Source organism: Streptomyces sp. NBC_01445 (genome assembly GCF_035918235.1).
Lineage (GTDB): Bacteria > Actinomycetota > Actinomycetes > Streptomycetales > Streptomycetaceae > Streptomyces.
This window is the reverse complement of record NZ_CP109485.1, coordinates 6,582,243-6,607,245: the sequence shown is the minus strand read 5'-3', so window position 1 is coordinate 6,607,245 and position 25,003 is coordinate 6,582,243. Positions and strand designations below refer to the sequence as shown.

At 70.1% G+C, this 25,003-nt stretch carries 22 protein-coding genes, 1 tRNA gene and 1 pseudogene; 13 read left to right on the top strand and 11 right to left on the bottom strand.

All coding sequences use genetic code 11. The features are described 5' to 3' along the window. The first annotated feature begins 72 nt into the window (after positions 1-72). Positions 73-143 (top strand) — tRNA-Gly (locus tag OG574_RS30060). A gap of 77 nt (positions 144-220) precedes the next feature. On the opposite strand, the gene OG574_RS30055 is transcribed toward OG574_RS30060, so the two are convergent. Then, positions 221-415: a hypothetical protein gene (locus tag OG574_RS30055; protein ID WP_100594330.1), complete on the bottom strand. Its 195-nt coding sequence runs from the start codon at positions 413-415 to the stop codon at positions 221-223. A 535-nt stretch (positions 416-950) separates the two neighbouring features. On the opposite strand from OG574_RS30055, the gene OG574_RS30050 reads away from it, so the two are divergent. After that, positions 951-2,099 carry an acyltransferase family protein gene (locus OG574_RS30050; protein ID WP_326775764.1) on the top strand — a complete coding sequence of 383 codons (1,149 nt, stop codon included), beginning with the start codon at positions 951-953 and terminating at the stop codon, positions 2,097-2,099. Between the two features lie 90 nt (positions 2,100-2,189). Here the strand turns inward: OG574_RS30050 and OG574_RS30045 are convergent, their stop codons facing one another. After that, positions 2,190-2,636: an HD domain-containing protein gene (locus OG574_RS30045; RefSeq protein WP_326775763.1), complete on the bottom strand. Its 447-nt coding sequence runs from the start codon at positions 2,634-2,636 to the stop codon at positions 2,190-2,192. A gap of 157 nt (positions 2,637-2,793) precedes the next feature. Next, positions 2,794-3,585, bottom strand: a complete 792-nt coding sequence (locus OG574_RS30040) for an ABC transporter ATP-binding protein (protein WP_326775762.1) — start codon at positions 3,583-3,585, stop codon at positions 2,794-2,796. Positions 3,586-3,824: 239 nt separating this feature from the next. On the opposite strand from OG574_RS30040, the gene OG574_RS30035 reads away from it, so the two are divergent. After that, entirely contained in the window at positions 3,825-5,006 is a 1,182-nt protein-coding gene (locus tag OG574_RS30035) for a cation:proton antiporter (protein WP_326775761.1), read from the top strand. A gap of 131 nt (positions 5,007-5,137) precedes the next feature. Here OG574_RS30035 and OG574_RS30030 read toward each other — a convergent pair whose 3' ends face one another. Continuing rightward, positions 5,138-6,286 carry a PP2C family protein-serine/threonine phosphatase gene (locus OG574_RS30030; RefSeq protein ID WP_326775760.1) on the bottom strand — a complete coding sequence of 383 codons (1,149 nt, stop codon included), beginning with the start codon at positions 6,284-6,286 and terminating at the stop codon, positions 5,138-5,140. Between the two features lie 138 nt (positions 6,287-6,424). On the opposite strand from OG574_RS30030, the gene OG574_RS30025 reads away from it, so the two are divergent. Continuing rightward, positions 6,425-7,663, top strand: coding sequence for a GNAT family N-acetyltransferase (locus OG574_RS30025; RefSeq protein WP_326775759.1), 1,239 nt, complete (start codon positions 6,425-6,427; stop codon positions 7,661-7,663). Between the two features lie 29 nt (positions 7,664-7,692). On the opposite strand, the gene OG574_RS30020 is transcribed toward OG574_RS30025, so the two are convergent. Both OG574_RS30020 and OG574_RS30015 read right to left on the bottom strand, forming a co-directional pair. Then, positions 7,693-8,505: an Fpg/Nei family DNA glycosylase gene (locus OG574_RS30020; protein ID WP_326775758.1), complete on the bottom strand. Its 813-nt coding sequence runs from the start codon at positions 8,503-8,505 to the stop codon at positions 7,693-7,695. A gap of 128 nt (positions 8,506-8,633) precedes the next feature. Continuing rightward, entirely contained in the window at positions 8,634-9,119 is a 486-nt protein-coding gene (locus tag OG574_RS30015; RefSeq protein WP_326775757.1) for a ribose-5-phosphate isomerase, read from the bottom strand. A 174-nt stretch (positions 9,120-9,293) separates the two neighbouring features. Between OG574_RS30015 and OG574_RS30010 the strand changes: the two genes are divergently transcribed. The 3 genes and pseudogenes from OG574_RS30010 to OG574_RS30000 all read left to right on the top strand — a co-directional run bounded on the left by OG574_RS30010 (position 9,294) and on the right by OG574_RS30000 (position 11,520). Further along, positions 9,294-10,757: an amino acid permease gene (locus OG574_RS30010; RefSeq protein WP_326775756.1), complete on the top strand. Its 1,464-nt coding sequence runs from the start codon at positions 9,294-9,296 to the stop codon at positions 10,755-10,757. Between the two features lie 78 nt (positions 10,758-10,835). After that, positions 10,836-11,430: pseudogene (locus OG574_RS30005) on the top strand (FAD-binding oxidoreductase); the annotation flags it as partial. Further along, a complete protein-coding gene (locus OG574_RS30000; RefSeq protein ID WP_442816937.1) occupies positions 11,428-11,520 on the top strand; it encodes a BBE domain-containing protein in 93 nt (30 codons plus the stop codon). The pseudogene OG574_RS30005 and the gene OG574_RS30000, both read left to right, overlap by 3 nt. Before the next feature lie 16 nt (positions 11,521-11,536). Here the strand turns inward: OG574_RS30000 and OG574_RS29995 are convergent, their stop codons facing one another. Next, a complete protein-coding gene (locus OG574_RS29995; protein ID WP_326775755.1) occupies positions 11,537-12,115 on the bottom strand; it encodes a biotin transporter BioY in 579 nt (192 codons plus the stop codon). 265 nt (positions 12,116-12,380) lie between these two features. Between OG574_RS29995 and OG574_RS29990 the strand changes: the two genes are divergently transcribed. The 4 genes from OG574_RS29990 (at position 12,381) to OG574_RS29975 (ending at position 16,429) form a co-directional block, all read left to right on the top strand. Then, positions 12,381-13,757, top strand: coding sequence for an amino acid permease (locus OG574_RS29990; RefSeq protein ID WP_326775754.1), 1,377 nt, complete (start codon positions 12,381-12,383; stop codon positions 13,755-13,757). A gap of 116 nt (positions 13,758-13,873) precedes the next feature. After that, complete coding sequence (locus tag OG574_RS29985; RefSeq protein WP_326775753.1) at positions 13,874-15,298, top strand: amino acid permease; 1,425 nt, start codon at positions 13,874-13,876, stop codon at positions 15,296-15,298. Between the two features lie 138 nt (positions 15,299-15,436). Further along, a complete protein-coding gene (locus tag OG574_RS29980; RefSeq protein WP_326775752.1) occupies positions 15,437-16,078 on the top strand; it encodes a superoxide dismutase in 642 nt (213 codons plus the stop codon). A 132-nt stretch (positions 16,079-16,210) separates the two neighbouring features. Continuing rightward, on the top strand, positions 16,211-16,429 hold the full coding sequence (locus OG574_RS29975; RefSeq protein ID WP_326775751.1) for a hypothetical protein: 219 nt from the start codon (positions 16,211-16,213) through the stop codon (positions 16,427-16,429). 3 nt (positions 16,430-16,432) lie between these two features. On the opposite strand, the gene OG574_RS29970 is transcribed toward OG574_RS29975, so the two are convergent. After that, positions 16,433-17,065, bottom strand: coding sequence for a mycothiol-dependent nitroreductase Rv2466c family protein (locus OG574_RS29970; RefSeq protein WP_199841790.1), 633 nt, complete (start codon positions 17,063-17,065; stop codon positions 16,433-16,435). A 152-nt stretch (positions 17,066-17,217) separates the two neighbouring features. On the opposite strand from OG574_RS29970, the gene pepN reads away from it, so the two are divergent. Next, complete coding sequence (gene pepN, locus OG574_RS29965) at positions 17,218-19,800, top strand: aminopeptidase N (RefSeq protein ID WP_326775750.1); 2,583 nt, start codon at positions 17,218-17,220, stop codon at positions 19,798-19,800. A 189-nt stretch (positions 19,801-19,989) separates the two neighbouring features. After that, entirely contained in the window at positions 19,990-21,120 is a 1,131-nt protein-coding gene (locus tag OG574_RS29960; protein ID WP_326775749.1) for a hypothetical protein, read from the top strand. A 42-nt stretch (positions 21,121-21,162) separates the two neighbouring features. On the opposite strand, the gene OG574_RS29955 is transcribed toward OG574_RS29960, so the two are convergent. The 3 genes from OG574_RS29955 to OG574_RS29945 all read right to left on the bottom strand — a co-directional run bounded on the left by OG574_RS29955 (position 21,163) and on the right by OG574_RS29945 (position 24,933). Further along, the gene (locus tag OG574_RS29955; protein WP_326775748.1) at positions 21,163-22,317 is read right to left on the bottom strand and encodes a serine hydrolase domain-containing protein; all 1,155 of its coding nucleotides are present in this window, start codon (positions 22,315-22,317) and stop codon (positions 21,163-21,165) included. A gap of 144 nt (positions 22,318-22,461) precedes the next feature. Continuing rightward, positions 22,462-24,264: a TIGR03767 family metallophosphoesterase gene (locus OG574_RS29950; RefSeq protein ID WP_326775747.1), complete on the bottom strand. Its 1,803-nt coding sequence runs from the start codon at positions 24,262-24,264 to the stop codon at positions 22,462-22,464. A gap of 213 nt (positions 24,265-24,477) precedes the next feature. Next, positions 24,478-24,933, bottom strand: a complete 456-nt coding sequence (locus OG574_RS29945) for an NUDIX hydrolase (protein WP_326775746.1) — start codon at positions 24,931-24,933, stop codon at positions 24,478-24,480. Between the last annotated feature and the right edge of the window lie 70 nt (positions 24,934-25,003).

The following is a 25,003-nucleotide window of genomic DNA, read 5'->3' as shown; positions in this document are numbered from 1 at the left end:
TGTGCGGCGAGGGTCCGGGACCCGCTACGATGCTTCCCGTTGCCGCGGTCACCGACCTGCGGCGCGAAGTGTGCGGGCGTAGCTCAATGGTAGAGCCCTAGTCTTCCAAACTAGCTACGCGGGTTCGATTCCCGTCGCCCGCTCTTGTGGCCCCGGGCCCGGTTCTCATGAACCGGGCCCGGGGTTTTTCACGTCCTGGGCCGGACAGACTCCCGAGCGGTCAGAACTGGATCGAGTTGATCGTGTCCGCTATCGAGTTCAGGAACCTCTGGATGTCGTCGGCCATTCCGGTCGAGGCCAGGAAGAACCCGAACAGGACCGCCACCACGGCAGGTCCGGCCTTGATCGACCCTCCCCGGATCAGCACCACGAGAATGATCGCCAACAGCAGTACCACTGACAGCGAAATGGCCACACTGATCACACCCTAGGTCGGTCCGCTCTCCCGGCCCGGGGGGTACGACCCCGCACACCCCCGCCAGAACCATCGTGCCACCAACACGGCCTCCGTATGCGGCGGGTGACGCATCGTCGGCCACTCCCCCGCGGCGGCGCGGCGGCCCCGCGCCCTTGGGGCACATGATCAGCGCGTGTTCCCCGGGCAATTTCGCGGGTCCCCGTGGCCGGTAATTCGGCCTGATCGTTTCCATGCACACACAGCACGTCCACATCGTGGGCACGCCGGGTCACGCATGTGCTGTTCGTCGTTAATTCGAATTGTCGCGGGGACCACATCCGAGGTGGTCGAGTGCGGCCGATATGCGCTATTTAATCAGGATGAGAGTGGTCATAACGGACTCATCTGGATGCCTCCCGAAGTCCCGCAGGAAGACCTGCGAAAACTTCGCCATCGCTATGCCGACTTCTCCGAATCCGGGGTATGCGCGCGGTAAGGAGGATTTGACGTGAGGGTTTTACGAAATACCGCGGGCGCCGCTAAGGTGCCTCAGATGTTCCGCGCTGCCCCCACCCGAGCCCCGCTCCCTGCGGCACAGACGGCCCCCGCCCATCAGCCACCGAATACGGCAGCCGCTCCCCCCACACCGGCCGCCAAGCCCGCGAAACAGCGGGACGCGTTCTTCGACAACGCCAAGTACCTGGCCATCGTGCTGGTCGCGATGGGCCACTCCTGGGAACCGCTGACGGATCACAGCCGCGTCGCCGAGGCGCTCTACATGACCGTCTACACGTTCCACATGCCGGCGTTCATCGTCATCTCCGGCTACTTCTCCCGCAGCTTCGACATGCGGCCCGACCGGCTCCGGCGGCTCATCACCGGGGTCGCGGTGCCGTACGTGATCTTCGAGGTCGCGTACACCTTCTTCAAGCGCTGGGCGGACGACGATCCGACGCAGCCCTTCAGCCTGCTCGACCCCTGGTATCTGACCTGGTTCCTGGTCGCCCTGTTCGTGTGGCGGCTCACCACCCCGCTGTGGAAGATCGTCCGCTGGCCGGTGCCGCTCGCGGTCGCCATCGCCGTACTCGCCTCCGTCTCCCCCGACATCGGCGACGACCTCGACCTCCAGCGCGTACTGCAGTTCCTCCCCTTCTTCGTGGTCGGCCTGTTCCTGAAGCCCGAGCACTTCCAGCTGGTGCGCCGGCGTGAGGTGCGGATCTTGTCCGTGCCGATCTTCGCGGTGGCCCTGGTGCTGGCCTACTGGGCCGCTCCGCGGATGACGTCGGCGTGGTTCTACCACCGCGACAGCGCGCAGGAGCTGGGCGCGCCGTGGTGGGCCGGTGCCGTGATGACGTTCGCGCTCTTCGGCTGCTCGGTCGTCCTCACCGCGTGCTTCTTCGCGTGGGTGCCGCGGCGGAAGATGTGGTTCACCGTGCTGGGCGCGGGGACGCTGTACGGCTACCTGCTGCACGGCTTCATCGCGAAGGGCTCGCGGTTCTGGGGCTGGTTCGACGACTACGCCTGGCTGCACAAGCCGCTGGGCGAGGTGTTCGTGACGGTCGTCGCGGCCTCCCTGATCACGGTCCTGTGCACTCCCCCGGTCCAGCGCATGTTCCGGTTCGCGATGGAGCCGAAGATGGAGTGGGCGTTCAAGAAGGACGCGGCCGAGGTGGCCCGGGATCGTGGGCGGGCCCGCGCCTGAGGGTGCCGCCGCCGTTCGTCGGGTGCGCGGGTGCGGGTACCTGAGGGCTTGTCGCGTAGTTCCCCGCGCCCCTTGTAGGGGCGCGGGGAACTACGGGGTTTCGTCGATACCCAGCAGGGCCCTCATCCCCGCGTACTTCCTCGCCAGGCGGTCTCTCGTCGGTGCGTCCAGAGCCGCCAGACGGGTGGGGTCGGCGTTGTGGGCCAGGTCCGACTGCTTCACCAGCAGCGCGCCAGGAGTGGCCAGAATTCGTTGCGCGTAGGCCTCTTGAGGCTCTCCGGGGCGCTTGGTGAGGGCGAGGACGACGGCCTTCGTGCGGTCCGTGAGGTCCGCCTCGGCCAGCCACTGCGGCGACAGCGCGTCGTCCTCGATCGCGTCGTGCAGCCAGGCCGCCGCGATCTGCTCTTCGTCGCCGCCCCTGGCGCGTACACCTTCGGCGACCGCCTCCAGGTGTTCCGCGTAGGGGCGTCCGGCCTTGTCCGTCTGGGTGACGTGGGCCCCGCGTGCCAGGGCCTCCACCTCGGCGAGGGTCAGCATGCGGCCGACCCTACGGCCTGCGCAGAGCCGCCCGGGCCGGGAGCGCGGTCGCGTCCAGGCCGAGAACCAGGACGGACCCGACGAAGGAGCCGTACACGAGCGGCGGGACGTACGGGGACTGCCCCGTCAGGCCGGCGGGCGAGGCCGTTGGGCAACATCAGGCGGCCGCTCCCGCGTAGCCGGGGGCCGTCAGGGTCGTCATGCGGGCGGCGATCGCCTGCGCACAGGCGCCGTGCAGCTGGTCCACGATCCGGCCGTCGGCGAGGAACAGGACGCGGTCGGCGCAGGCCGCGGCGGCCGGGTCGTGGGTGACCATGACGACGGTGGCGCCCATGCTGTCGACGGCCGTGCGCAGAAGTCCCAGGATGTCGGCGGCCGTTGTCGTGTCGAGGGCCCCGGTGGGCTCGTCGGCGAAGACGACGTCGGGGCGGGTGATCAGGGCGCGGGCGATGGCGACGCGCTGCTGCTGGCCGCCGGAGAGCTGGCCCGGCCGCCGCCTGCCCTTGTCGCCGAGGCCGACCTGGGCGAGGACCTCGGCGGCGCGGCGACGGTCGGGGCGGTGGCCCGCGAGGCGCATGGGCAGGACGACGTTCTGCTCGACGGTGAGCGAGGGCAGCAGGTTGAACGCCTGGAAGACGAAGCCGAGGCGGGTGCGGCGCAGGGCGGTGAGCTTGTTCTCGCTCATGCCGGTGATGAGGGTGCCGCCGAGGTGGACGGTGCCGCCGGTGGGGCGGTCGAGGCCGGCCGCGCACTGCAGGAACGTGGACTTGCCGGAGCCGGAGGGGCCCATGACCGCCGTGAAGCTGCCACGGGGCAGGGCGAGGTCGATGCCGCGCAGGGCGTGCACGGCGCCGCCGCCGCGGCCGTACTGACGGCGGACGCCGCGCAGGTCGACGGCCCACCTGTCGTCACGCGGTGCCTCGTCGTGCCGCTTCGTGCCCAGGCCCATGATCGCCCTCTCGTGCGGTGCCGGATTCGATGTCTCGAACGTACGGATGGAGGGGCCTTGCCGACCATGAGGGCCGCTGGCGAAACCGGGGTGGGGAGAACCCCACCCCGGACCACGGAAATGGTTTGGTAAGCTAACTATTGACGCGTTCTTGACCCTCTCTTGACCTAAGCCGGCCATCTGACCAAGCCAAGAACGGAAGGAACGGACCCATCGGACATGCAGACACCTTGATAGCCATGGGCGGCGCCTTTCTCGCCGCCGCCGTCCTCGCCCGCCTCGGCGGCCGCATCGGACTCCCCACCATCCCCCTGTTCATCCTGGCCGGGATCCTCCTCGGCCCGCACACACCCGGCATCGTGCTCGTCGCCGACCCGCACGACCTGGAGATGCTCTCCGCGCTCGGCCTGGTCCTGCTGCTCTTCTACCTCGGCCTCAAATTCCATCTGGACGACCTCAAGACCGGCGGCCGGAAAATGGCCGTCGCCGGCGGGACGTACCTCGCGCTGAACGTCGGCGCGGGCCTCGGCTTCGGATTCGCCCTCGGCTGGGGCACCTCCGAGGCTCTGGTCCTCGCCGGGGTCCTCGGCATCTCCTCGTCGGCGATCGTCACGAAGGTCCTGGTCGACACCGGCCGCCTCGGAAATCCGGAGACCAAGCCGATCCTCGGGATCATCGTCGTCGAGGACATCTTCCTGGCCCTCTACCTGGCCGCGCTCCAGCCGATCCTGTCCGGCGCGGACAGTCTCGCGTCGGCGGTCATGGACGGCGGCAAGGCCTTCGGCTTCCTCCTGCTGCTCGCGCTCGCAGCGCGCTTCGGCACCCGCATCGTGGGCCACCTCTTCAACACCAAGGACGACGAACTCCTCGTCATCTCCTTCCTCGGCGCGGCCGTGTTCGTCGCCGGGGTCTCCGAGTGGTTCGGAGTCGCGGACGCGATCGGCGCGTTCATGGTCGGCCTGATGCTCGGCTCCACCACGTCGGGCGAGCGCATCCGCAAGCTCGTGCACCCCCTGCGGGACGCGTTCGGCGCGATCTTCTTCTTCGCGTTCGGCCTCTCCATCGACCCGGGCGACCTGCCGACGGTGCTGTGGCCGGTCCTCGCGGCCGTCGCGGTGACGCTGGTGATGAACGTGCTCGCGGGACTCGGGGCGGCGCGCGTGTACGGGTTCGGGCCCGGCCCCGCCGCGAACATCTCCACGACGCTGCTCGCCCGGGGTGAGTTCGCCCTGATCCTCGCCACGATGGCGGCGGGCGCGGGCCTGGACGAGCGGCTGTCGCCGTTCATCGCGGGTTATGTACTGCTGCTCGCCGTCCTCGGACCGATGGCGGCGGGCCGCTCGGAGTGGCTCGCGCGGGTCCTTCCAGGGGGGCGGCCGGATGGGGCGCCCCTCGATGAGCGAGTGGGCGCCGGGGTGTGACGGGTGGGTCCGCACCCCAGGGGCGAGCTTTCGTTGCCGGGTGCGGGTCTTCTGCGGCTGGTCGCGCAGTTCCCTGCGCATCTGAAGGCATGCGGCTTCGCCGCAGCCTCATCAACGCGCAGGCGGAGCCGTCACGCGTCCCGGCAGATCAGCAGTAGCGCCCTGTCGTCGTTGACGTCCTTGGCCACCGCTTCGATGAGGTGCCAGGCCGCGCCGTGGAACCCGCCCGAGACATAGCGGTCCGCCTCGCCGGTGAGGCGGTCGATGCCCTCGGCGATGTCCCGGTCGGACGTCTCGACCAGGCCGTCCGTGAAGAGCATCAGGACGTCGCCGGGGCGCAGGGAGCCCTTTATGGAGTCGAACTGGGCGCCGTCGTAGACCCCGAGGAGCGGGCCCTCGGCGGCCTTCTCCTCCCAGCGGCCGCTGCCCGCGCTGAGCTGGAGGCCCGGCGGGTGCCCCGCGGAGAAGAGTTCGTAGTCGCCCGACTCCAGGTCGAGGACGAGGTGGATGGACGTGGCGAAGCCCTCGTCCCAGTCCTGGCGGAGCAGATAGCCGTTGGCGGCAGGCAGGAAGGCGTGCGGCGGCAGGGAGCCGAGGAGCCCGCCGAAGGCTCCGGACAGGAGCAGGGCCCTGGACCCCGCGTCCATGCCCTTGCCCGATACGTCGGTGAGGACCGCCTCCAGGGTGCGGCCGCCGTTCGTACGGGCCGCGACCACGAAGTCGCCGGAGAAGGACTGGCCGCCGGCCGGACGCAGCGCCATCTCGCGGTGCCAGGCCTTGGGCAGCTGCGGCAGCTTGCTCTGTACGCGGATGCGTTCGCGCAGGTCGAACAGCATCGTGCCGCCGCGCCGCCAGGGCACGCCGACCCGGCTGCGGAACTGGGCGATGAGCAGCCCGAAGAAACCGCAGGCCGCCACGACCAGGACAGTGCCCGGGGTGACCCGGGCGGCGCCCTCCGAGTACGGGCCGAGCCTGACGGACTCCACGATGAGCGCCGCAGCGGCGGCCGCGTACAGGCCGAGGAGGCTGGCCGGGCGCAGCAGCAGTCCGCCCGCGACGATCGGCAGGACGAGCGCCGTCGGGGAACACCAGACCGAGTTGAGGAGGGTGCCGCAGGTGATGACCGGGACCGTGAGGAGCAGGCCCGCCAGGGCGACCCAGTCGGAACCGTCGCCGCGGAAGTAGTCGACACCCGATCTGCGCAGGCCGATGCGGGCCCGGTGCAGTCTCATCTTCATCCGGGCCGGAAACGTCTCGGCTTGCGCGCGTCGTCCTGCCATTGCTCGTGGACCTTATACAGCGGGCCAGGGGCTTCGCACGGGAGGTCCCACTTGTCCCTCTTCCAGGCCCCTTCCGGCACCTTTCGCGGGCGGGGAAAATCTCTCGCTTCGTCCGCAGCGTCCTGGTAGGGATGCCCTATGACGATGGACGTACGGGTGCTGCGCCAGAACGACTGGCACGAGTGGTACGCGAAGCTGGAGCTGGCCTTCGGAGGAGTCCCCGAAGCGCCCGAGGAGCGCGCGCTGTGGGACGACCTCACCGAGTTCGACCGGTCCATCGGCGTCTGGGACGGCGACCGGTGCGTGGGGACGGCGGGGGCGTTCACGTTCGGGGTGACGGTGCCGGGCGGGGCCCAGGTCCCCGCGGCGGGCGTCACGATGGTGTCCGTCGCGGCGACGGACAGGCGGCGCGGGGTCCTGACGTCGATGATGCGGCGCCAGCTCGACGACGTACGGTCCTGGGGCGAGCCGCTCGCCGTGCTCACCGCGTCCGAGCCCGCGATCTACGGCCGGTTCGGGTACGGGATCGGGACGCGGCAGGCGAGCGTGGAGATCGACTCGACGCGGGTGCGGATCAACGCTCCGGCGGGGACGGACGACGTACGGCTGCGGTTCGCCGACGTCGCCGAGGCCGCCGCCGAGTGCGAGGCCGTGTACCTGCGCACGATCGGCACCCGGCCCGGCATGCTCGCCCGCAGGCCCGGCTGGGAGCGGCTGCCGCTGCTCGACGCGCCGTCGGAGCGCGAGGGCGCGTCGCCGATGCAGTGCGTGCTGGCCGAGCGTGACGGCGAGACGGTCGGATACGTCCGCTTCCACAACAAGCCCGAGTGGGACGCGGCCGGGCCCAAGGGCCGGATCACGCTGCGGCACATCGACGCGCTCGACGCGGCGGCGTACGCGGCGCTGTGGCGCTTCCTCCTGGACATCGACCTGACGTCGACCGTCCAGGCGCGCAACCGGCCGGTGGACGATCCGCTGTTCTCCCTGGTCAGCGACATCCGGCGGTGCCAGGTGCGGCTGCGGGACTCCCTGCACGTACGGCTCGTGGACCTCGGTGTCGCGCTGGAGGCCCGCACGTATCAGGCGCCGGTCGACGTCGTCCTGGACGTGACGGACGAGTTCTGTCCGTGGAACGCGGGGCGGTGGCGGCTGACCGGGGACGCCAAGGGGGCGTCCTGCAAGCGCACGGGGGACAGCGAGGACACAGCCGATCTTGCCCTGTCCGTACGGGAGTTGGCGGCGGCCTACCTCGGCGACACGTCGCTGGCGGCGCTGGCGGCGGCCGGGCGGGTGCGGGAGCTGCGTCCTGGCGCGGTCGGCGAGGCGGCGCTCGCCTTCGGGTCTGTCGTGGCGCCCTGGCTGCCGCACGGATTCTGAGCGGGCGAGGTGTGGCGGGTGCTGGTTGGTCAGCGGGGCGGCTGGCACCTCGGGCACCAGAAGAGGTTGCGGGCCGCGAGTGACGCCGTGCGGATCTCCGTGCCGCACAGATGGCACGGCATCGTGGCCCGCCGGTAGACGTACACCTCGCCGCCGTGGTCGTCCACGCGCGGCGGGCGGCCCATCGCCTCGGGGGTGTGCTCCGGGCGGACGGTGTCGATGCGGTTGTGCCGGACGCCCTCGCGCATCAGCGCCACCAGGTCCGTCCAGATCGCCGTCCACTCGTCGGGCCTGAGGTCCTTGCCCGGGGTGTACGGGTCGATGCCGTGCCGGAAGAGGACCTCCGCGCGGTAGACATTGCCGACGCCGCCGATCACCTTCTGGTCCATGAGCAGCGCGGCGACGGTGGTGCGGCTGCGGGAGATACGGCGCCAGGCGCGGTCCGGGTCGTCGCCGTTCCTGAGCGGGTCGGGGCCGAGGCGGTCGTGTATCGCCTGCTTCTCGGCATCCGTGATCAGGGCGCAGGTCGTGGGGCCGCGCAGGTCGGAGTAGTGCGTGTCGCTCAGCAGGCGCAGCCGGACGGTGTCCGTGGGGGGCGGGGCCGGGGTCTCTCCGAGGGTGTACTTGCCGAAGAGGCCCAGGTGGATGTGGATCCAGCCGGTTTCCGCGAAGCCCAGGAAGAGGTGTTTGGCGTGAGCGTCCGCTTCGTCGAGGACCAGGCCGTCCAGGAGTGCGGCGCTGTCGGAGAACTTGCCCTGCGGGCTGCGTACGCCTAGTGGGCGGCCTGCGAAGCGCTCCGCGTGGTCCTGGGCCAGGCGGTGGATGGTGTGGCCCTCGGGCACGTCGTCCTTCTCCTCGGGATGGGTGGGGGCGGGCTTGGGGTTCTTTACTCCCCCAGCCCGCCCCTTCCCGAAAGACCTGGGGCTCCGCCCCGGACCCCGCTCCTCGAACGCCGGAGGGGCTGTACTTATCAGCCCTGCGGGTGGTGGGGCGGGATCGCGGGGAGTTCGCCCGTCTCCTCGTAGCGCGACAGCATCTCGATGCGGCGCGTGTGGCGGTCTTCGTTCGAGTACGGGGTGGAGAGGAAGATCTCGACGAACTTCGTCGCCTCTTCCTGCGTGTGCATGCGGCCGCCGATGGAGACCACGTTCGCGTCGTTGTGCTCGCGGCCGAGCGCGGCGGTCTGCTCGCTCCAGGCGAGGGCCGCACGGACGCCCTTCACCTTGTTCGCGGCGATCTGCTCGCCGTTGCCCGAGCCGCCGATCACGATGCCGAGGGCGTCCGGGTCCGCCGCCGTGCGCTCCGCGGCACGGAGGCAGAACGGAGGGTAGTCGTCCTGGGCGTCATAGATGTGGGGCCCGCAGTCGACGGGCTCGTGGCCGTGGGCCTTGAGCCATTCGACGAGGTGGTTCTTGAGTTCGTAGCCGGCATGATCCGAGCCGAGGTACACGCGCATGGGTCCGAGTGTGGCACGTCCCACCCGGGCACGGCGCGGTCGGGTCGTTGTCACCGTTTGTTTACGGGCAAACGTCTCGGAGTCGAAAATCACGATACGGAGTCAGGTCTTCCGTCCGGTACGTCCCTGGGTTTGAATGCGTGGGCTCGTGACCCGAGACTTAAGGATTCGTCCATGACCTCGCAACCCTCCCTTGCGAAGGCCGACCAGGCGCCCCACAATCCTGGAGATTCACAGCCTGACAGCGGTCAGACCGGAAATAACGGTCCCGACCAACTGAAGGCCGGCCTCAAGAACCGACACCTGTCGATGATCGCCATCGGCGGCGTGATCGGCGCCGGCCTCTTCGTCGGCTCCGGCTCGGGCATCGCCAAGGCCGGACCCGCCATCCTCATCTCGTACGCCCTCGTCGGCCTGATGGTCGTCATGGTGATGCGGATGCTCGGCGAGATGGCCGCCGCACGGCCGTCGTCCGGCTCCTTCTCCGCCTACGCCGACCAGGCGCTCGGCCGCTGGGCGGGCTTCTCCATCGGCTGGCTGTACTGGTTCTTCTGGGTCGTCGTCCTCGCGGTCGAGGCCACCGCCGGCGCGGTGATCCTCAACGGCTGGGTACCGGCCGTGCCGCAGTGGGGCTGGGCCCTGATCGTGATGGTCGTCCTGACCGCGACGAACCTGGCCTCGGTCGCCTCGTACGGCGAGTTCGAGTTCTGGTTCGCGGGCATCAAGGTCGTCGCGATCGGCGGGTTCGTGATCATCGGCCTGCTCGCCGTGTTCGGCGTGCTGCCGGGCTCGGACAATCCGGGTGCAGGGTTCTCGCACCTGACGGACGCGGGCGGGTTCATGCCCAACGGCGCCGGGTCGATCCTCACCGGCGTCCTCATGGTCGTCTTCTCCTTCATGGGCAGCGAGATCGTCACGCTGGCCGCCGGCGAGTCCGAGGACCCGCAGCGTGCCGTCACCAAGGCGACGAACAGCGTGATCTGGCGTATCGGCGTCTTCTACCTCGGCTCGATCTTCATCGTCCTGACGCTGCTGCCGTGGAACGACAAGTCGATCGCCAAGGACGGCTCGTACGTCGCGGCCCTGAACTCGATCGGCATCCCCCACGCCGGTCAGGTCATGAACGTCATCGTGCTGACGGCCGTGCTGTCCTGCCTGAACTCCGGGCTCTACACCGCTTCCCGCATGGCGTTCTCGCTCGGCCAGCGCGGTGACGCGCCCAAGGCGTTCGCGAAGACGAGCAAGAACGGTGTGCCGCAGGCCGCGATCCTCGGATCCGTCGTCTTCGGCTTCGTCGCCGTCTGGTTCAACTACCAGTGGCCGGACACCGTCTTCAACTTCCTGCTGAACTCCTCCGGCGCCGTCGCCCTCTTTGTCTGGCTCGTCATCTGCTTCACGCAGCTGAAGATGCGCGGCATGATCCTGCGCGAGCAGCCCGAGAAGCTCGTCGTGAAGATGTGGCTCTTCCCGTATCTGACGTGGGCCACGATCGCGATGATCTCGTTCGTGCTCGTCTACATGCTCACCGACGACGCGGGCCGCGAGCAGGTCGTCCTGTCGCTGCTCGTGGCGGCCCTGGTAGTCGGTATCGCGCTCGTGCGCGAGCAGGTGCAGAAGCGGAAGAAGGTCTCCGCCTGACCCTTCCGGGCCCTCCCGGAAGGTGTCAGCGCAAAAGCTGACGGCGGGTGTCGGGTGATGCGGGCAGAGGTCTGCCGCATGAACTCCGACGGCATCCGTACACAGCAGCTCGTCCTGCGGCCCGGCGACGCCGGGTACGACGAGGAACTCGCCGGTTTCCGGACCGGTTTCGCCCAGCGGCCCGACGTCATCTTCGCGGCAACCTCCGCCGATGACGTCGTGGCCGCTGTCGCGTACGCGGCCGGTGCCGGACTGCCGGTCGGCGTGCAGGCCACCGGGCACGGGCTGCCCGGCGGCTTCGAGGGCGGCGTGCTGGTCTCCACGCGACGCTTGGACGAGGTCGTGGTGGATACGGCGGAGCGCACGGTGCGGGTCTCGGCGGGGACGCGCCGGCGGCAGGTCGTCGAGGCGGCCGCTCCCCACGGCCTCGTCCCGCAATGGGGGTGCCTTCCACGCCCTTGAGGCAGTGGGGGGATCGGCGCCGGGCATGGGCGCGGTCTCTTACACGCTGGGCGGCGGACTCGGCATCCTGGCGCGGGAGTTCGGTCACGCGGCCGATCACGTCCGGTCGGTCGACGTCGTCACGGCGGACGCACGCCTTCGCACGGTCTCCGCCGATGCCGAGCCCGAGCTCTTCCAGGGCCTGCTCGGCGGAGACCGTACCGAGGGGCTGTACGACGCACAGACGCGGAAGAGGCTCGCCGATGTGAAGGCCGCGTACGACCCGGCGAACCTCTTCCGGAGGGGCTGCAACGTGCGCTGAGCGCCCGTGGCGAGAACTACTTGTTGGCGAACTTCCAGGCGGTGGGCAGCACGCCCATCGCCAGGGCCGCCTTCACCGCGTCGCCGATGAGGAACGGCGTGAGGCCCGCGGCGACGGCCTGCGTGAGGGTCATGCCGGTGGCGGCGGCGAGGTAGGGCACGCCGACCGCGTAGATGATCGCGGAGCCGAGGACCATCGTGCCCGCGGTGCGCAGGACCGAGCGGTCGCCGCCGCGCCGGGCGAGCGCGCCCACGACGGTGGAGGCGAGCAGCATGCCGATGACGTAGCCGAAGGAGGCGCCGCCCGCACCGGAGGTGCCCTGGGCGAACCACGGCATGCCGGCCATGCCGACGAGCGCGTACACGGCGAGGGAGAGGAAGCCGCGGCGGGCGCCGAGCGCGGTGCCGACGAGGAGCGCGGCGAAGGTCTGCCCGGTGACCGGGACCGGGGAACCCGGCACGGGCACGGCGATCTGGGCCGCTACGCCGGTGAGGGCGGCGCCGCCGAGCACGAGCGCGATGTCGCGGGTGCGCGAAGCGGGGAGCAGGTCGGCCAGGACCTTGCCGGGGCGGGTGGAGACGGCAGCCGTACTCATCGGGACTCCGCGGGGGTGAGGGCAGGTTGGGACACCGTGACGCTATCCCAGGGGCCGATCCCCGATCACGGTCACTGCTCGACAAAGGGTGACGGCGGGTGTTGGTGGGCTCCTCACAAAGGGCCTCACTCATGCGCGACTTGGCGTGATGCTCGTCACTGAGGCCAGCACCGAAACGGGCCGTTTTGCGCGCAGGGTCGGCCGCCGGGGAGACTGTAGGTTCCCGCCAAACCCACGCGAGCCCCGAAAGCAGTCTGAACCGCCGATGCACGACCAGCTCCCGTCCGAACCGGAACCGCTCGGAGGCGGACTCAAGCAACGGCATCTGACGATGCTGGGCCTCGGCGGCGTGATCGGGGCGGGGCTCTTCGTCGGCTCGGGCGCCGGGATCGCGGTCGCGGGGCCCGGCATCGTCGTCTCGTATCTGATCGCGGGCACGCTCGCGATGTGTGTGATGCGGATGCTGGGCGAGATGTCTGCGGCGATGCCGGCGTCGGGTTCGTTCTCCGTGCACGCGGAGCGGGCGCTCGGCCGCTGGGCCGGGTTCAGCGTCGGCTGGCTCTACTGGTTCCTGCTCGTCGTCGTCCTCGCCGTGGAGGCGACGGGCGCGGCGCAGATCGCCAACGGCTGGGCGCCGGGCGTGCCTCAGTGGGCCTGGGTGCTGGTGTTCATGGTGGTCTTCACCGGGGCGAACCTGGCGGCCGTGAAGAACTTCGGTGAGTTCGAGTTCTGGTTCGCCGCCCTGAAGGTGTTCGCGATCGTCGCGTTCCTCATCCTCGGCACGCTCGCGGTCTTCGGGCTGCTGCCAGACACGGACCCGGTCGGCTTCACCAACCTCACCGGGCATGACGGTGGCTTCCTGCCGCACGGCTGGCAGGGCGTCATCTCCGGTGTGCTCGCCGTCGTGTTCGCGTTCGGCGGCCTGGAGGTCGTCACGATCGCTGCCGCCGAGTCCGACGACCCGGTGCGCGCGGTCTCGCGGGCGGTGCGCAGCGCGGTCTTCCGCATCCTGTTCTTCTATGTCGGCTCGATGCTGGTCATCGTGACGGTGCTGCCGTGGACGGCGCAGAAGGCGGGCATCAGCCCGTACGTCACCGTCCTCGACGCGATCGGAGTGCCGTCCGCGGGCCAGATCATGAACATCGTGGTGTTCGTGGCGCTGCTCTCGGCGCTGAACGCGAACCTCTACGGCTCCTCGCGCATGGTGTTCTCGCTGGCCGAGCGCGGTGAGGCGCCCCGCGCGCTGCTGAAGGTGAGCGGCGGGGGCGTGCCGCGCCGGGCCGTGCTCGCGTCGGTCGCGTTCGGCTTCGTGTCGGTGCTGCTCAATCTGGAGTGGCCGGAGTCCGTCTTTCTCTACATGCTCAACTCGGTCGGCGCGGTGCTGCTGTTCGTGTGGGCGCTGATCGCGGCGTCGCAGCTGCGGCTGCGGCGGCTCGTCGAGCGGGAGGCGCCCGAGCGGCTCGTGCTGCGGATGTGGGGGTTCCCGTGGCTGACGTGGGTGACGCTCGCCGCGATGGCGGCCGTCATCGGGCTGATGCTGACCGACGACACGGCGCGTCCGCAGCTCCTGTGGTCGACCGGCGCGACCGCGCTCGTCGTGGCCGTCGCGGGAGTGCGGGAACTGCGCGCGCGGCGTGCCTGAACCTTCACGATGTGTGAGCGTCGTGTCCGTATACCGGTCAGCTGTTCCCTGTAGCCGGTGCCGCTGCTCAGACTGTGGGCCTTTCCCCCGTCTCAGCTAATGAACAGGGCACATCCATGTCTCGGACGTCCGCGCAGTCGCCGGTCGACGCGCAGCCGATCGATCAGTCGCCGGCCGAGCCGTCGCTGTCGCGCGGTCTCAAGCAGCGCCATCTCTCCATGATCGCGCTCGGCGGTGTGATCGGCGCCGGCCTCTTCGTGGGCTCCGGAACCGCCATCGCGGCCGCCGGCCCGTCGATCATCCTCGCCTACGCGATCTCGGGCGCGCTCGTGATGCTCGTGATGCGCATGCTCGGCGAGATGTCGGCCGCGTATCCCGCCTCGGGTTCCTTCTCCGTGCACTCCGAGCGGGCCATCGGCCCCTGGGCGGGCTTCACGGCGGGCTGGGCGTTCTGGTTCCTGCTCTGCGTGGCGGTGGGGCTGGAGGGGATCGGCGCGGCGGGCATCGTGCACGGGTGGCTGCCGGGCGTGCCCGAGTGGGCGCTGGTCGCGCTGTTCATGCTGCTGTTCACCGGTACGAACCTCGCGGCCGTGAAGAACTTCGGCGAGTTCGAGTTCTGGTTCGCGACGCTCAAGGTCGGCGCGATCGTGCTCTTCCTCGTCATCGGCGTACTGGCGATCCTCGGCGTCCTGCCCGACGTCTCCGCGCCCGGCATGGACAACCTCACAGGCCACGGCGGCTTCATGCCCAACGGCACGGAGGGACTGATCGTCGGCCTGCTCGCCTCGGTCTTCGCGTACGGCGGTCTGGAGACCGTCACCATCGCCGCGGCCGAGTCCGAGCACCCGGTGCAGGGTGTCGCGAAGGCGGTCCGTACGGCGATGTGGCGTATCGCCCTCTTCTACGTCGGCTCGATGGCCGTCGTCGTGGTCCTGCTGCCGTGGACGGCGAAGGAGATCCCGACCAAGGGCCCGTACGTCGCCACGCTCGACCACCTGGGCATCCCCGGCGCCGGCCAGATCATGAACGTGGTCGTCCTCATCGCCCTGCTGTCCGCCATGAACGCCAACATCTACGGCGCCTCCCGCATGGCCAGTTCGCTGGTCGCCCGCGGCATGGGCCCGAAGGCGATCGGCAAGGTCACCGGCGGTGTGCCGCGCGTCGCGGTCCTGATCTCCGCCGCCTTCGGCTTCGTCTGCGTCCTGCTCAGCTACTGGCGCCCGGACGACGTCTTCGCCTGGCTGCTCAACACCATCGGCGCGATCATCCTCGTCGTCTGGTTCTTCATCGCCGTCTCGCAGCTGCTGCTGCGCCGCAAGCTGGAGCGCGAGGCCCCGGAGAAGCTCGTCGTGAAGATGTGGGCGTACCCGTACCTCACGGTCCTGGCGCTCGTCGCGATGGTCGTCGTCTTCGTCCTGATGGCCCGTGAGCACGACACGCGCGTGCAGCTGTACTACACGGGCGGCCTGACCATCGTGCTCGCGATCGTCGGCTACGTACGCCAGAAGAGGGCGGAGTCGCGGGCGGCGACCACCGCCTGACTCCGCTCAGCTCACCGAGGACCCCCGGGCCATCTGGCCCGGGGGTCCTTCGCGTTGCACCACCGACTACTGCTGTTAGCCTGCACTTGCGCATCAGTTGCAATAAGCTCTGCAGTACGCAGCTCGGAGGACTCGGACATGGCCATTTACACGCTCCCAGAACTTCCGTACGACTACGCGGCGCTCGAACCGGTCATCAACCCGCAGATCATCGAGCTCCACCACGACAAGCACCACGCGGCGTATGTGAAGGGGGCGAACGACACCCTGGAGCAGCTGGAGGAGGCCCGCGACAAGGAGTCGTGGGGCGCCATCAACGGCCTGGAGAAGAACCTCGCGTTCCATCTCTCGGGCCACATCCTGCACAGCATCTACTGGCACAACATGACCGGCGACGGCGGCGGCGAGCCGCTGGCCACGGACGGCGTGGGCGACCTCGCGGACGCCATCACCGCCTCCTTCGGCTCCTTCGCCGGGTTCAAGGCCCAGCTGACCAAGGCCGCCGCGACGACGCAGGGCTCCGGCTGGGGCGTCCTCGCGTACGAGCCGGTGAGCGGGCGCCTGATCGTCGAGCAGATCTACGACCACCAGGGCAACGTCGGCCAGGGCTCGGTCCCGATCCTGGTCTTCGACGCGTGGGAGCACGCGTTCTATCTCCAGTACAAGAACCAGAAGGTCGACTTCGTCGAGGCCATGTGGCGCGTCGTCAACTGGCAGGACGTCGCCAAGCGGTACGCGGCCGCGAAGGACCGGGCGTTCAACCTGCTGGTCGCCCCCTGAGCCGCTGAAGCGTCCCGCCTCGTGATCGTCTTCTCAACCTTCGCGGCGGCGGGCGGATAAAGGAAAGACCCCCGCGAGGACGTGACTCGCGGGGGTCTTTCGGTAGCGGGGGGTCCGGTGGATCGTGGCGGCATGACGAAACCGCAGCCCATGTCGTGTCACTGGTGCAAGTCCCGCGAGACGCACCGCCCGCTGACGGAGAAGGAGAAGGTCTGGCTCCGCGGGCGGATCGGCGAGCAATACGTCGAGAACTACTTCATGTGCACCAAGGGCGACTGCCGCAAGCTCCGCACGGATCGCCAGGAACGCCGGTTCCGGACGCCCGTGGAAGTGCCCACGGACCTCGGCTGAACCTCAGTCGAAGACCGGCCCCTGCGTCCGCGTGCGCTTGATCTCGTAGAAGCCGGGGACCGAGGCGACCAGGAGCGTGCCGTCCCAGAGCCTCGCGGCCTCCTCGCCCTTGGGGGCCGGGGTGACGACCGGGCCGAAGAACGCGATCTGCTCGCCGTCCGCGCCGGGTACGGCGATGACGGGCGTGCCGACGTCCTGGCCGACCTTGTCGATGCCCTCCTTGTGGGAGGCGCGCAGCTCGGGCTCGTACTTCGTGCCGTCCCAGTGGTCGAGGAGGGAGGCGGGCAGGCCGACCTCCTCCAGGGCTGCGGCGACGGCCTCCTTCGTGGGGCCCTCGCCGCCGTTGTGGATGCGCGTGCCGAGCGCGGTGTAGAGGTCGCCGAGGACCTCCGCGCCGTGCTCCTCCTGCGCGGCGATGACGACGCGGACCGGGCCCCAGGCCTTAGTCTCAAGGAGCTCGCGGTAGTCGTCGGGCAGGTCGTCGAGCTTGTCCTCGTTCAGGACGGCGAGGCTCATCAGGTGCCACCTGACCTTTATGTCGCGGACCTTCTCCACTTCGAGGACCCACCGTGAGGTCATCCAGGCCCAGGGGCACAGGGGGTCGAACCAGAAGTCGACGGGGGTCTTCTCGGACATGGTTCTCCTCATGTTTCCGTGGCGTTGACTCTCCTCGCCAACGCCCCGCGCCGGCGTCCCATTCCCGGCTGTCAGCCGTCAGGGGCACATGGCAGGATCGGTCCTGTTCGCACCACAAGTGCAGCCAGTCGAGTCACAAGGGAGTGCCGCCCGTGCCCGGAGAGAATCTTTCCCGCGACGAGGCCCGCGAGCGGGCGGGCCTGCTGTCCGTCGACGGGTACGAGGTCCAGCTCGATCTGCGGTCCGCGATCGGCGAGACCGAGGGCGAGGGTCCCCGGACGTTCCGCTCGGTGACGACGATCCGGTTCCGGGCCACCGAGCCCGGCGCCGCGACCTTCGTGGACCTGATCGCGCCGTCCGTGAACGCGGTGACGCTGAACGGCGAGGACCTCGACACGGCGGCCGTCTTCGACGGGACGCGGATCGCGCTCGACGGCCTGGCCGCCGAGAACGAGCTGGTGGTCGACGCCCAGTGCGCCTACAGCCGCACCGGCGAGGGCATGCACCGCTTCGTCGACCCCGAGGACGGCGAGGTCTACCTCTACACGCAGTACGAGCCCGCCGACTCGCGGCGCGTCTACGCCAACTTCGAGCAGCCCGACCTCAAGGCGCCCTACCGCTTCAGCGTGCAGGCGCCCGAGGGCTGGACGGTCTGGTCGAACGGAGTCGGTGAACTCGCCGATGGCGTCTGGAAGTTCGCCGAGACGAAGCCGATCTCGACGTACATCACCGCGATCGTCGCGGGCCCGTACCACTACGTGACGGACTCCTACGAGCGCGTCTTCGAGGACGGTACGAAGCTGGAGATCCCGCTCGGCGCGATGTGCCGCAAGGGGCTCGCGAAGCACTTCGACGCGGACGACGTGTTCCTGGTGACGAAGCAGGGGCTCGACTTCTTCCACGACCACTTCGACTACCCGTACCCCTTCGGGAAGTACGACCAGGCGTTCGTGCCGGAGTACAACCTCGGCGCGATGGAGAACCCGGGCTGTGTCACGTTCCGCGAGGAGTTCATCTTCCGCGGCAAGGTGACGCAGGCGTCGTACGAGCGGCGCGCGAACGTCATCCTGCACGAGATGGCGCACATGTGGTTCGGCGACCTCGTCACGATGCAGTGGTGGGACGACCTGTGGCTCAAGGAGTCCTTCGCGGACTTCATGGGGACGTTCTCGATGGTCGAGGCGACGCGCTTCGCCAACGGCTGGATCACCTTCGCCAACAACCGCAAGGCGTGGGCGTACCGCGCCGACCAGCTGCCCTCCACACACCCGGTCACGGCCGACATCCGCGACCTGGAGGACGCCAAGCTCAACTTCGACGGGATCACGTACGCGAAGGGCGCGAGCGTCCTGAAGCAGCTCGTCGCCTACGTGGGGCGCGAGGCGTTCCTCGAAGGCGCGCGGCGCTACTTCAAGCGGAACGCGTACGGGAACACGCAGCTCGGCGATCTGCTGTCCGTCCTGGAGGAGACCAGCGGGCGCGACATGGCCACGTGGTCGCGGGCGTGGCTGCAGACGGCGGGCGTCAACTCCCTCACCCCGCAGGTCACGTTGAGCGCCGAGGGCCGGATCACCGAGCTGGCCGTGATCCAGGAGGCCGCCGAGTCGCACCCCACGCTGCGGCCGCACCGCGTCGCCGTGGGCCTCTACCACCGTGACGGTGCGAGCGGGGCGCTCGTGCGGTACGCGCGTGCCGAGGTCGATGTGGACGGGCCGCGGACCGTGCTGGACGAGCTGGCCGGCGCCGAGGCGCCCGAGCTGGTCCTGGTCAACGACGACGACCTCACTTACTGCAAGATCCGCTTCGACGAGAACTCGCTGGCCACCCTGCGCGAGCACCTCGGTGACATCACCGACCCCCTCGCGCGCGCCCTGTGCTGGTCGGCGCTGTGGAGCCTGACGCGGGACGGGCTCATGCCCGCGCGTGACTTCATCGGCCTCGTGCTGCGGTTCGCCGGGCGCGAGAGCGACATCGGCGTCCTCCAGATGCTGCACACCTGGGCGAACTCGGCGGTCACGCACTACGCGGCGCCCGAGTGGCGCGCCGAGGGCAGCCGGCAGCTCGCCGAGGGCGCCCTGCGGGAGCTGCGGTTCGCCGAGCCGGCCAGCCAGAACCAGCTGACGTGGGCGCGGTTCTTCGCCTCGGTCGCCTCCGCCGAGGCCGATCTCCAGTTGCTGCGCGGCCTGCTCGAAGGCACCGCGAAGATCGACGGGCTCGATGTCGACCAGGAGCTGCGCTGGTCGTTCGTGAATGCGCTCGCCTCCACGGGCGAGGCCGACGAGTCGGTGATCGACGCGGAGCTGGCGCGCGACGACACCGCCTCCGGCAAGCGGCACCAGGTGCGCTGCCTCGCGGCGCGCCCGTCCGCGGCGGTGAAGGCGCAGGCCTGGGCACAGGTCGTCGAGTCGGACGCGCTGTCGAACGCGCTGGTCGAGGCGACGATCGCGGGCTTCCAGCAGCCGGCGCAGCGCGAGCTGACCGCGCCGTACGCGGAGCGGTACTTCGCGGCGATCGAGCGCGTGTGGCAGGAGCGGTCCATCCAGATCGGCATGGACGTGGTGAAGGGCCTCTTCCCCTCGCTCCAGGACTCCCCGGGCACGCTCGACGCGACCGACGCGTGGCTGGCGGCGCACGAGGACGCGGCGCCCGCGCTGCGCCGTCTCGTCCTCGAGGCCCGCGACGACCTGGCCCGCGCCCTGCGCGCACAGGCGTGCGACGCGACGGCCGGGATGTAGCCCCGGAGGGAACAACAGGCTTGCTACGGCCGGGAGTTACCGAACACGGAAACTCCCGGCCGTAACCCGTCGCCCAACCTGCCCTTCTCGGCAGTCGAACGCCCGTACTTTAGGGCAGGCTTGTCCCTTTTTGTCGACGGGCGTGTAACAGGGGTTAGGAGCCCGGGCGGCGCCGGGAATGGCCGGGTCATGAACCACAACACCCCGCTGTCCCCCCACCCCCTCCAGCACCTCGACGACGGCCGGCAGCGCGTGCTGAGCGCCGCCCAGCTCAAGGCGCACGGGGTCAACTCGGCGGCCCTGAACGAGCAGTGCCGGCCGGGCGGCCCCTGGCAGCAGCTCCTGCCCGGCGTGTATCTGCTCCACCCCGGCCAGCCCACCCCCGACGAGCGGCTGCACGCGGTCCTCCTGTACGCGGGCCGCCCCCAGACCCGTACCGCTGTCGCCGTGCCCACGCAGACCACCCCCGGCGAGCCGCACCCCCCGCAGGCCGCACCCCAGGCCCCGTACACAAACGCGATGGTCACGGGTCTTGCCGCACTGGCCCTGCACCGCTTCGTCTCCGTTCCCCCGCTGCTCTCCCTCGACCGGATCGACGTCATGGTGCCCCGCACCCGGCGGCTGCGCTCGACCGGCTTCGCGCGCCTCGTTCGCAGTCACGGGATGCCGACGCCACAGCGGATCTCGGGGGTGCCGGTGGCGCCCGTGCCGCGCGCCCTCGCGGACGCCGTTGCCCAGCTCGACGATGCGGGGGCGGTGCGGCGCCTGCTCACCGAGGCCGTCCGCGACGGGCACTGCGAACCCGCCGTCGTGGTACGGGAGTTGAACCAGGCCAGGCTCCTCACCCGCCCGCACGTCATCGACGCCGTGGACTCGCTGCTCGCCGAGGGGCGCGCCATCGCCGAGGACCGCATGTACGAGATGGTGCGCGAGTACGGCCTGCCCGACCCGCTGTGGAACGTGGACCTGCGCCTGCCCGGCGGGCCGCACCTCGGCGGCGTCGACGCGTACTGGCCCGACCAGGCCGTCGCCGTGGAGCTGGACACTTCCCCAAGCTCTCGGCTTCGCTCGAGCAGGGGAGGCCCCAACGCGCCCCGGCACGAGCTGCGCCCGGATCTCCAGGAGGAGAGCGACGGCCTGGAGTGGTCCGAGTACGCCCGCAAGCGCGAGCACCTGGAGCGCCTCGGGATCACCGTCGTCCACATCACGCCGCGCAAGCTGCGCGAGTCACTCGAACAGCAGGCGACGGTCGTACGGACCGCGCTGATGGCGTCCGCGGACCGGGAACCGGCGGCGTATGTGATGGTGCTGCCGCACTGAACCCCGCCGGGCCACGGCCCCTCAACCAGACGGCCAGGTCGGCTACTTGGGACAGAACTCCGCCTCGATGACGGCCTGGCTGTCGCCCGTCCAGTCGCCGTTGAAGTTGAACGCGAGGGTGTGGCGGCCGTCGCGTGTGGTCACGGCATCCGAGCTGGAGCCGTGGATGCCGCCGCTGTGGCCCCAGATCTCCTTGCCGCAGCTCAGCTTCTGCCGCATGAGGGCGAGACCGTAGCCGACCTCGGGCTCGCCCTCCCCCGTGGGCACGGGGACCGTCTCCTTCATCTCGGCGAGCTGCGCGGCGGGCAGCAGCCGGCCGCCGAGGAGCGCCGAGTAGAAGCGGTTCAGGTCCGCCGAGTCGGAGATCATCTCGCCGGCCGACGAGGCGAGGGTCGGGTTGAGCTCCGTGACGTCGTACGTCTTCTTGTCCGGGTCGTCGGGGAACTTGGAGTAGGCGCGGCTCGCCGGGCGCGGCACGGTGACGGTGGTGCCGGGCAGGCTGGTGGCGCGCAGGTGGAGGGGCTCGATGACGCGGTGGCGGATCTCGTCCGCGTAGGAGTGGCCGGTGACCTCCTTCACGACCATGCCGGCCAGCACGTAGTTGGTGTTGGAGTAGTTCCAGGACGTGCCGGGCGCGAAGTCGGGCTTGTGGGCCATGGCGACCCGCACGAGCCGGCCGGGTGACCAGGTGTCGTAGCGGTGCTTCAGGAAGCCGTCGCGGGAGAAGACGGTCTGCTGAAAGCCCTTGTCCTCCGTGACGTTGTAGATCCCGCTTGTGTGGTTGAGCAGCTGGCGGACGGTGATCTTCCTGCCGTCGTGGCCGTGGCCGGTGACGACGCCGGGCAGCCACCGGTCGACGGTGTCGTCCAGGCTCAGCCTGCCCTCGGCCTCCAGCTGGAGGAGGACCGTCGCGACGAACGTCTTGGTGATGCTGCCGACGCGATAGCGGTCCCGGTCGCCGCGCGGGGTGTCCGTCCGCAGGTCACCGAGGCCCGAAGTGCCCTTCCAGGTCCCGTACTTGTCCGTCGCCTGCCCCGTCACCCCGGGCACGCCCGCCGCGACGGCGGCGTCCATGGCCTGCTGCGTCGCCCCGTGTCCGTCCTTGGCCGGCGCATCGGCGAGAGCGGGGGTCGCGAGCGCCCCCGCCGTCACCGACACCACTACGGCCACACCCACCAGGCCGGTACGCACTGACATCCCGTGTCTCCTTCGCCGATGTTCTGCAGCTGTGTGCGCTGCGGTCGACCTGGGGGACTCGGGTGTCACGGGCAGGGGTTGAGGACCATGATCGGGTTGAGCGAGATCAGGCCGTTCTCAGGCCTTGCGCCTCAACCCCGCGTCTCAGGCCTTGCGCAGGACGAGTTCCGTGTTGCGGTCGCCGGGGGTGCCGGAGAGGGTGGCGCGGGATCCGGGGGCGTTGAAGGAGAGTTCGCGGTAGAGGGCCGCGAGGCCGGTCTGGCTGAGGTCGGTGAAGTCGGTGCGGTGCGGGGCCGCGGACTCGATGAGCGTGGTGAACAGGGAGACCGTGCCGTCGTGGTTGTCGGTGATCTCGATGATGCGGGCCAGCTGCGGGAAGTCGACGTGGGACGCGGTCGAGATCTCCCAGAAGGAGCGGCCTTCGGGGCCCGCGTGCGGAGTGATGGCGTTCTTGTGGCTGTGGCCGTTGACCCAGGCCAGGACGCTCCGGTGGCGGCCGAGGAGCGCGAGGAGCTCGTCGCCGCCGTGCCGGGCCTCGCCGGGGTGGTGCGGGTCCTGGCGGAGGTTGCGCATGGTCTTGCTGGTGTGGTGGCTGAAGACGAGGACGTGGGAGTCCCCGTTCTTCTCGTTGTCCTTGAGCGTGCGCTCCAGCCAGTCGAGCTGGGCCGTGCCGATGGAGCCCTCGTAGTGGCCGCCGGGGTCCGTCGTGTCGAGGCTGATGCCGAGGATGTCGTCCGAGACGCGGAAGGCGTAGTACTGGGTGCCCGCGTCGACGTTGGCCTGCGTGTAGCCGTGGCCGTGCGGGCCCGGGCCCAGGTGCGCCGGGTCGAGGTGGGCCTTGAGGTACTCGGCCGGGGTGAAGGGGGCGCGGGACTCGTCCGGGGTGACCGAACGCATGTGGCGGGCCTGGGACTTGAGGAGTTCCCTGAAGCCGTGACCCTTGGGGTCGCCGCCGTTCTTCACGTTGTCCCAGATCGCCTTGCCTGCGGAGTCCGGCAGCTCCATGAGCTTGCGCCCGCCCACCGCGAATTCGGCGAAGAAGGAGTCGCCGGGCGCGTAGCAGCCCCCGGGCAGCGCGTCGTGGTTGCCGACGGTCGAGTACCAGGGCAGGTTGAGGCCCGGGCTGCGCAGCTCACCGATCGCGGCGTCCAGGAAGCCGTGGATGCGGGGGAAGCCGAGCTGCTTGTCGGCGTCGCGCAGGGCGGCGTCCGGGTGCCAGTACAGCTTGAGGCCGGTGTCCTGCACGCCTTCGTAGCGGCGCGGGTCGCCGGTGTTCGGGGTGATGCGCCCGCCGCTCATCGCCTTCAGGAACCAGTCCAGCTCCGACTTGGCGTTGTTGTCCGTGTTGTCGCCGGTCGTCATGACGAAGTGCAGGGGCGACGCGGTGACGGGCGCCCCGCGCAGCGCGTTGACCCGCTCCACGAGGGAGACCGCCCCGGCGACGGACAGGGACTCCTGGGGGCGCCAGGCGCTTGCGGTCTGCGAGCGCAGGTACTCGTAGCGCAGGGGGTGCTGTACGTCGACCATGTGCAGGTCGGTGAACTGGACGAACGCGGCGAGCGCGGTGCGGCGGCCCTCACGTCCGGACTTGGCGGACGCGAGGTCGCCGCGGACGACGCGCTGCCAGGCGGGGCCGTCACCGAGGCGCCGGTAGCCCGCGCCGGCCGGGGCTGCGGCGACGGATCCGAGAGTGGTGCCACGCGTGTAGGGCGCGAGCGGGGCGGCGGGTGCCCGGCGGGAGACGGCGGCCGGGACCGGCCCCGAGGACGCGGGGCCCGCGGCCGCGCTGCCCGAGCCGGGGCCGAGCGCGTAGCCGATGCCGGCCGTCAGGGAGACGACTCCGGACGCGGCGAGGAAGGTGCGGCGGTCGAGTGCCGAGGCGATGGAGGCGGCCTTGGCGGCGGTGGCTGATGCAGCGGTGTCGGCGACAGAGCGTATGCGCGGCATGGCGCGGTCTCCCCGAGTGCTAACGCGTCGGCAGTGGTCGCGGGGCGCTCGCCGTGGCAGAACTACCCGCTCGTACTGGATCGTTGACATCGGGGATGACCTGCGCGTTAACGCGGCGGCAACGGGCAACGCCGATCACGCCACGTGGATCACCGACCACCCTGCGCGGTCATGAACGCCTCTTGTGCCGGAGGGGAGCCGGTCACTCCATGTTCACTTTCCGGGGAAGACGTGGCCCGCGGCGGGCCGCTCGCGCCACAGTTCGAGACCCACGTCGACGAGTTCGACGCGGGCGAGACGGGGCACGTCGTCGAGGGCGTGCCAGGCGGCCATGTCGGTGGAGCCGTTCACCTCGTGGCGCAGTTCGCCGCCGGTGATCCGGCCCTCGTAGACGAGGCGCAGGCCGTGGAAGTCGGCGACGGCGCCGAGCTTGCGCGGGTAGCGGCGCAGGACGGAGTGGACGCCGAGGAGGGTGCCGGGTTCGACCGCGTAGCCGGTCTCCTCGTCGAGTTCGCGGATCACGGTGTCGTACGGGTCCTCGCCGTGGTCCATGCCCCCTCCGGGCAGCGTCCAGCGTCTGGTGCCGTCGCCGGCCACCCAGCGGGCGAGCAGCACCTGCTCGTCCCGTACGCAGACTGCGTAGGCCGCGACCCTCAGTTCCCTGTGCACACGGTGACGTTATGCGGTCCACGGCGGGTCGGGGTGGTGAACGTGCGGGTCGATGGCGGGGCGGGCGGCT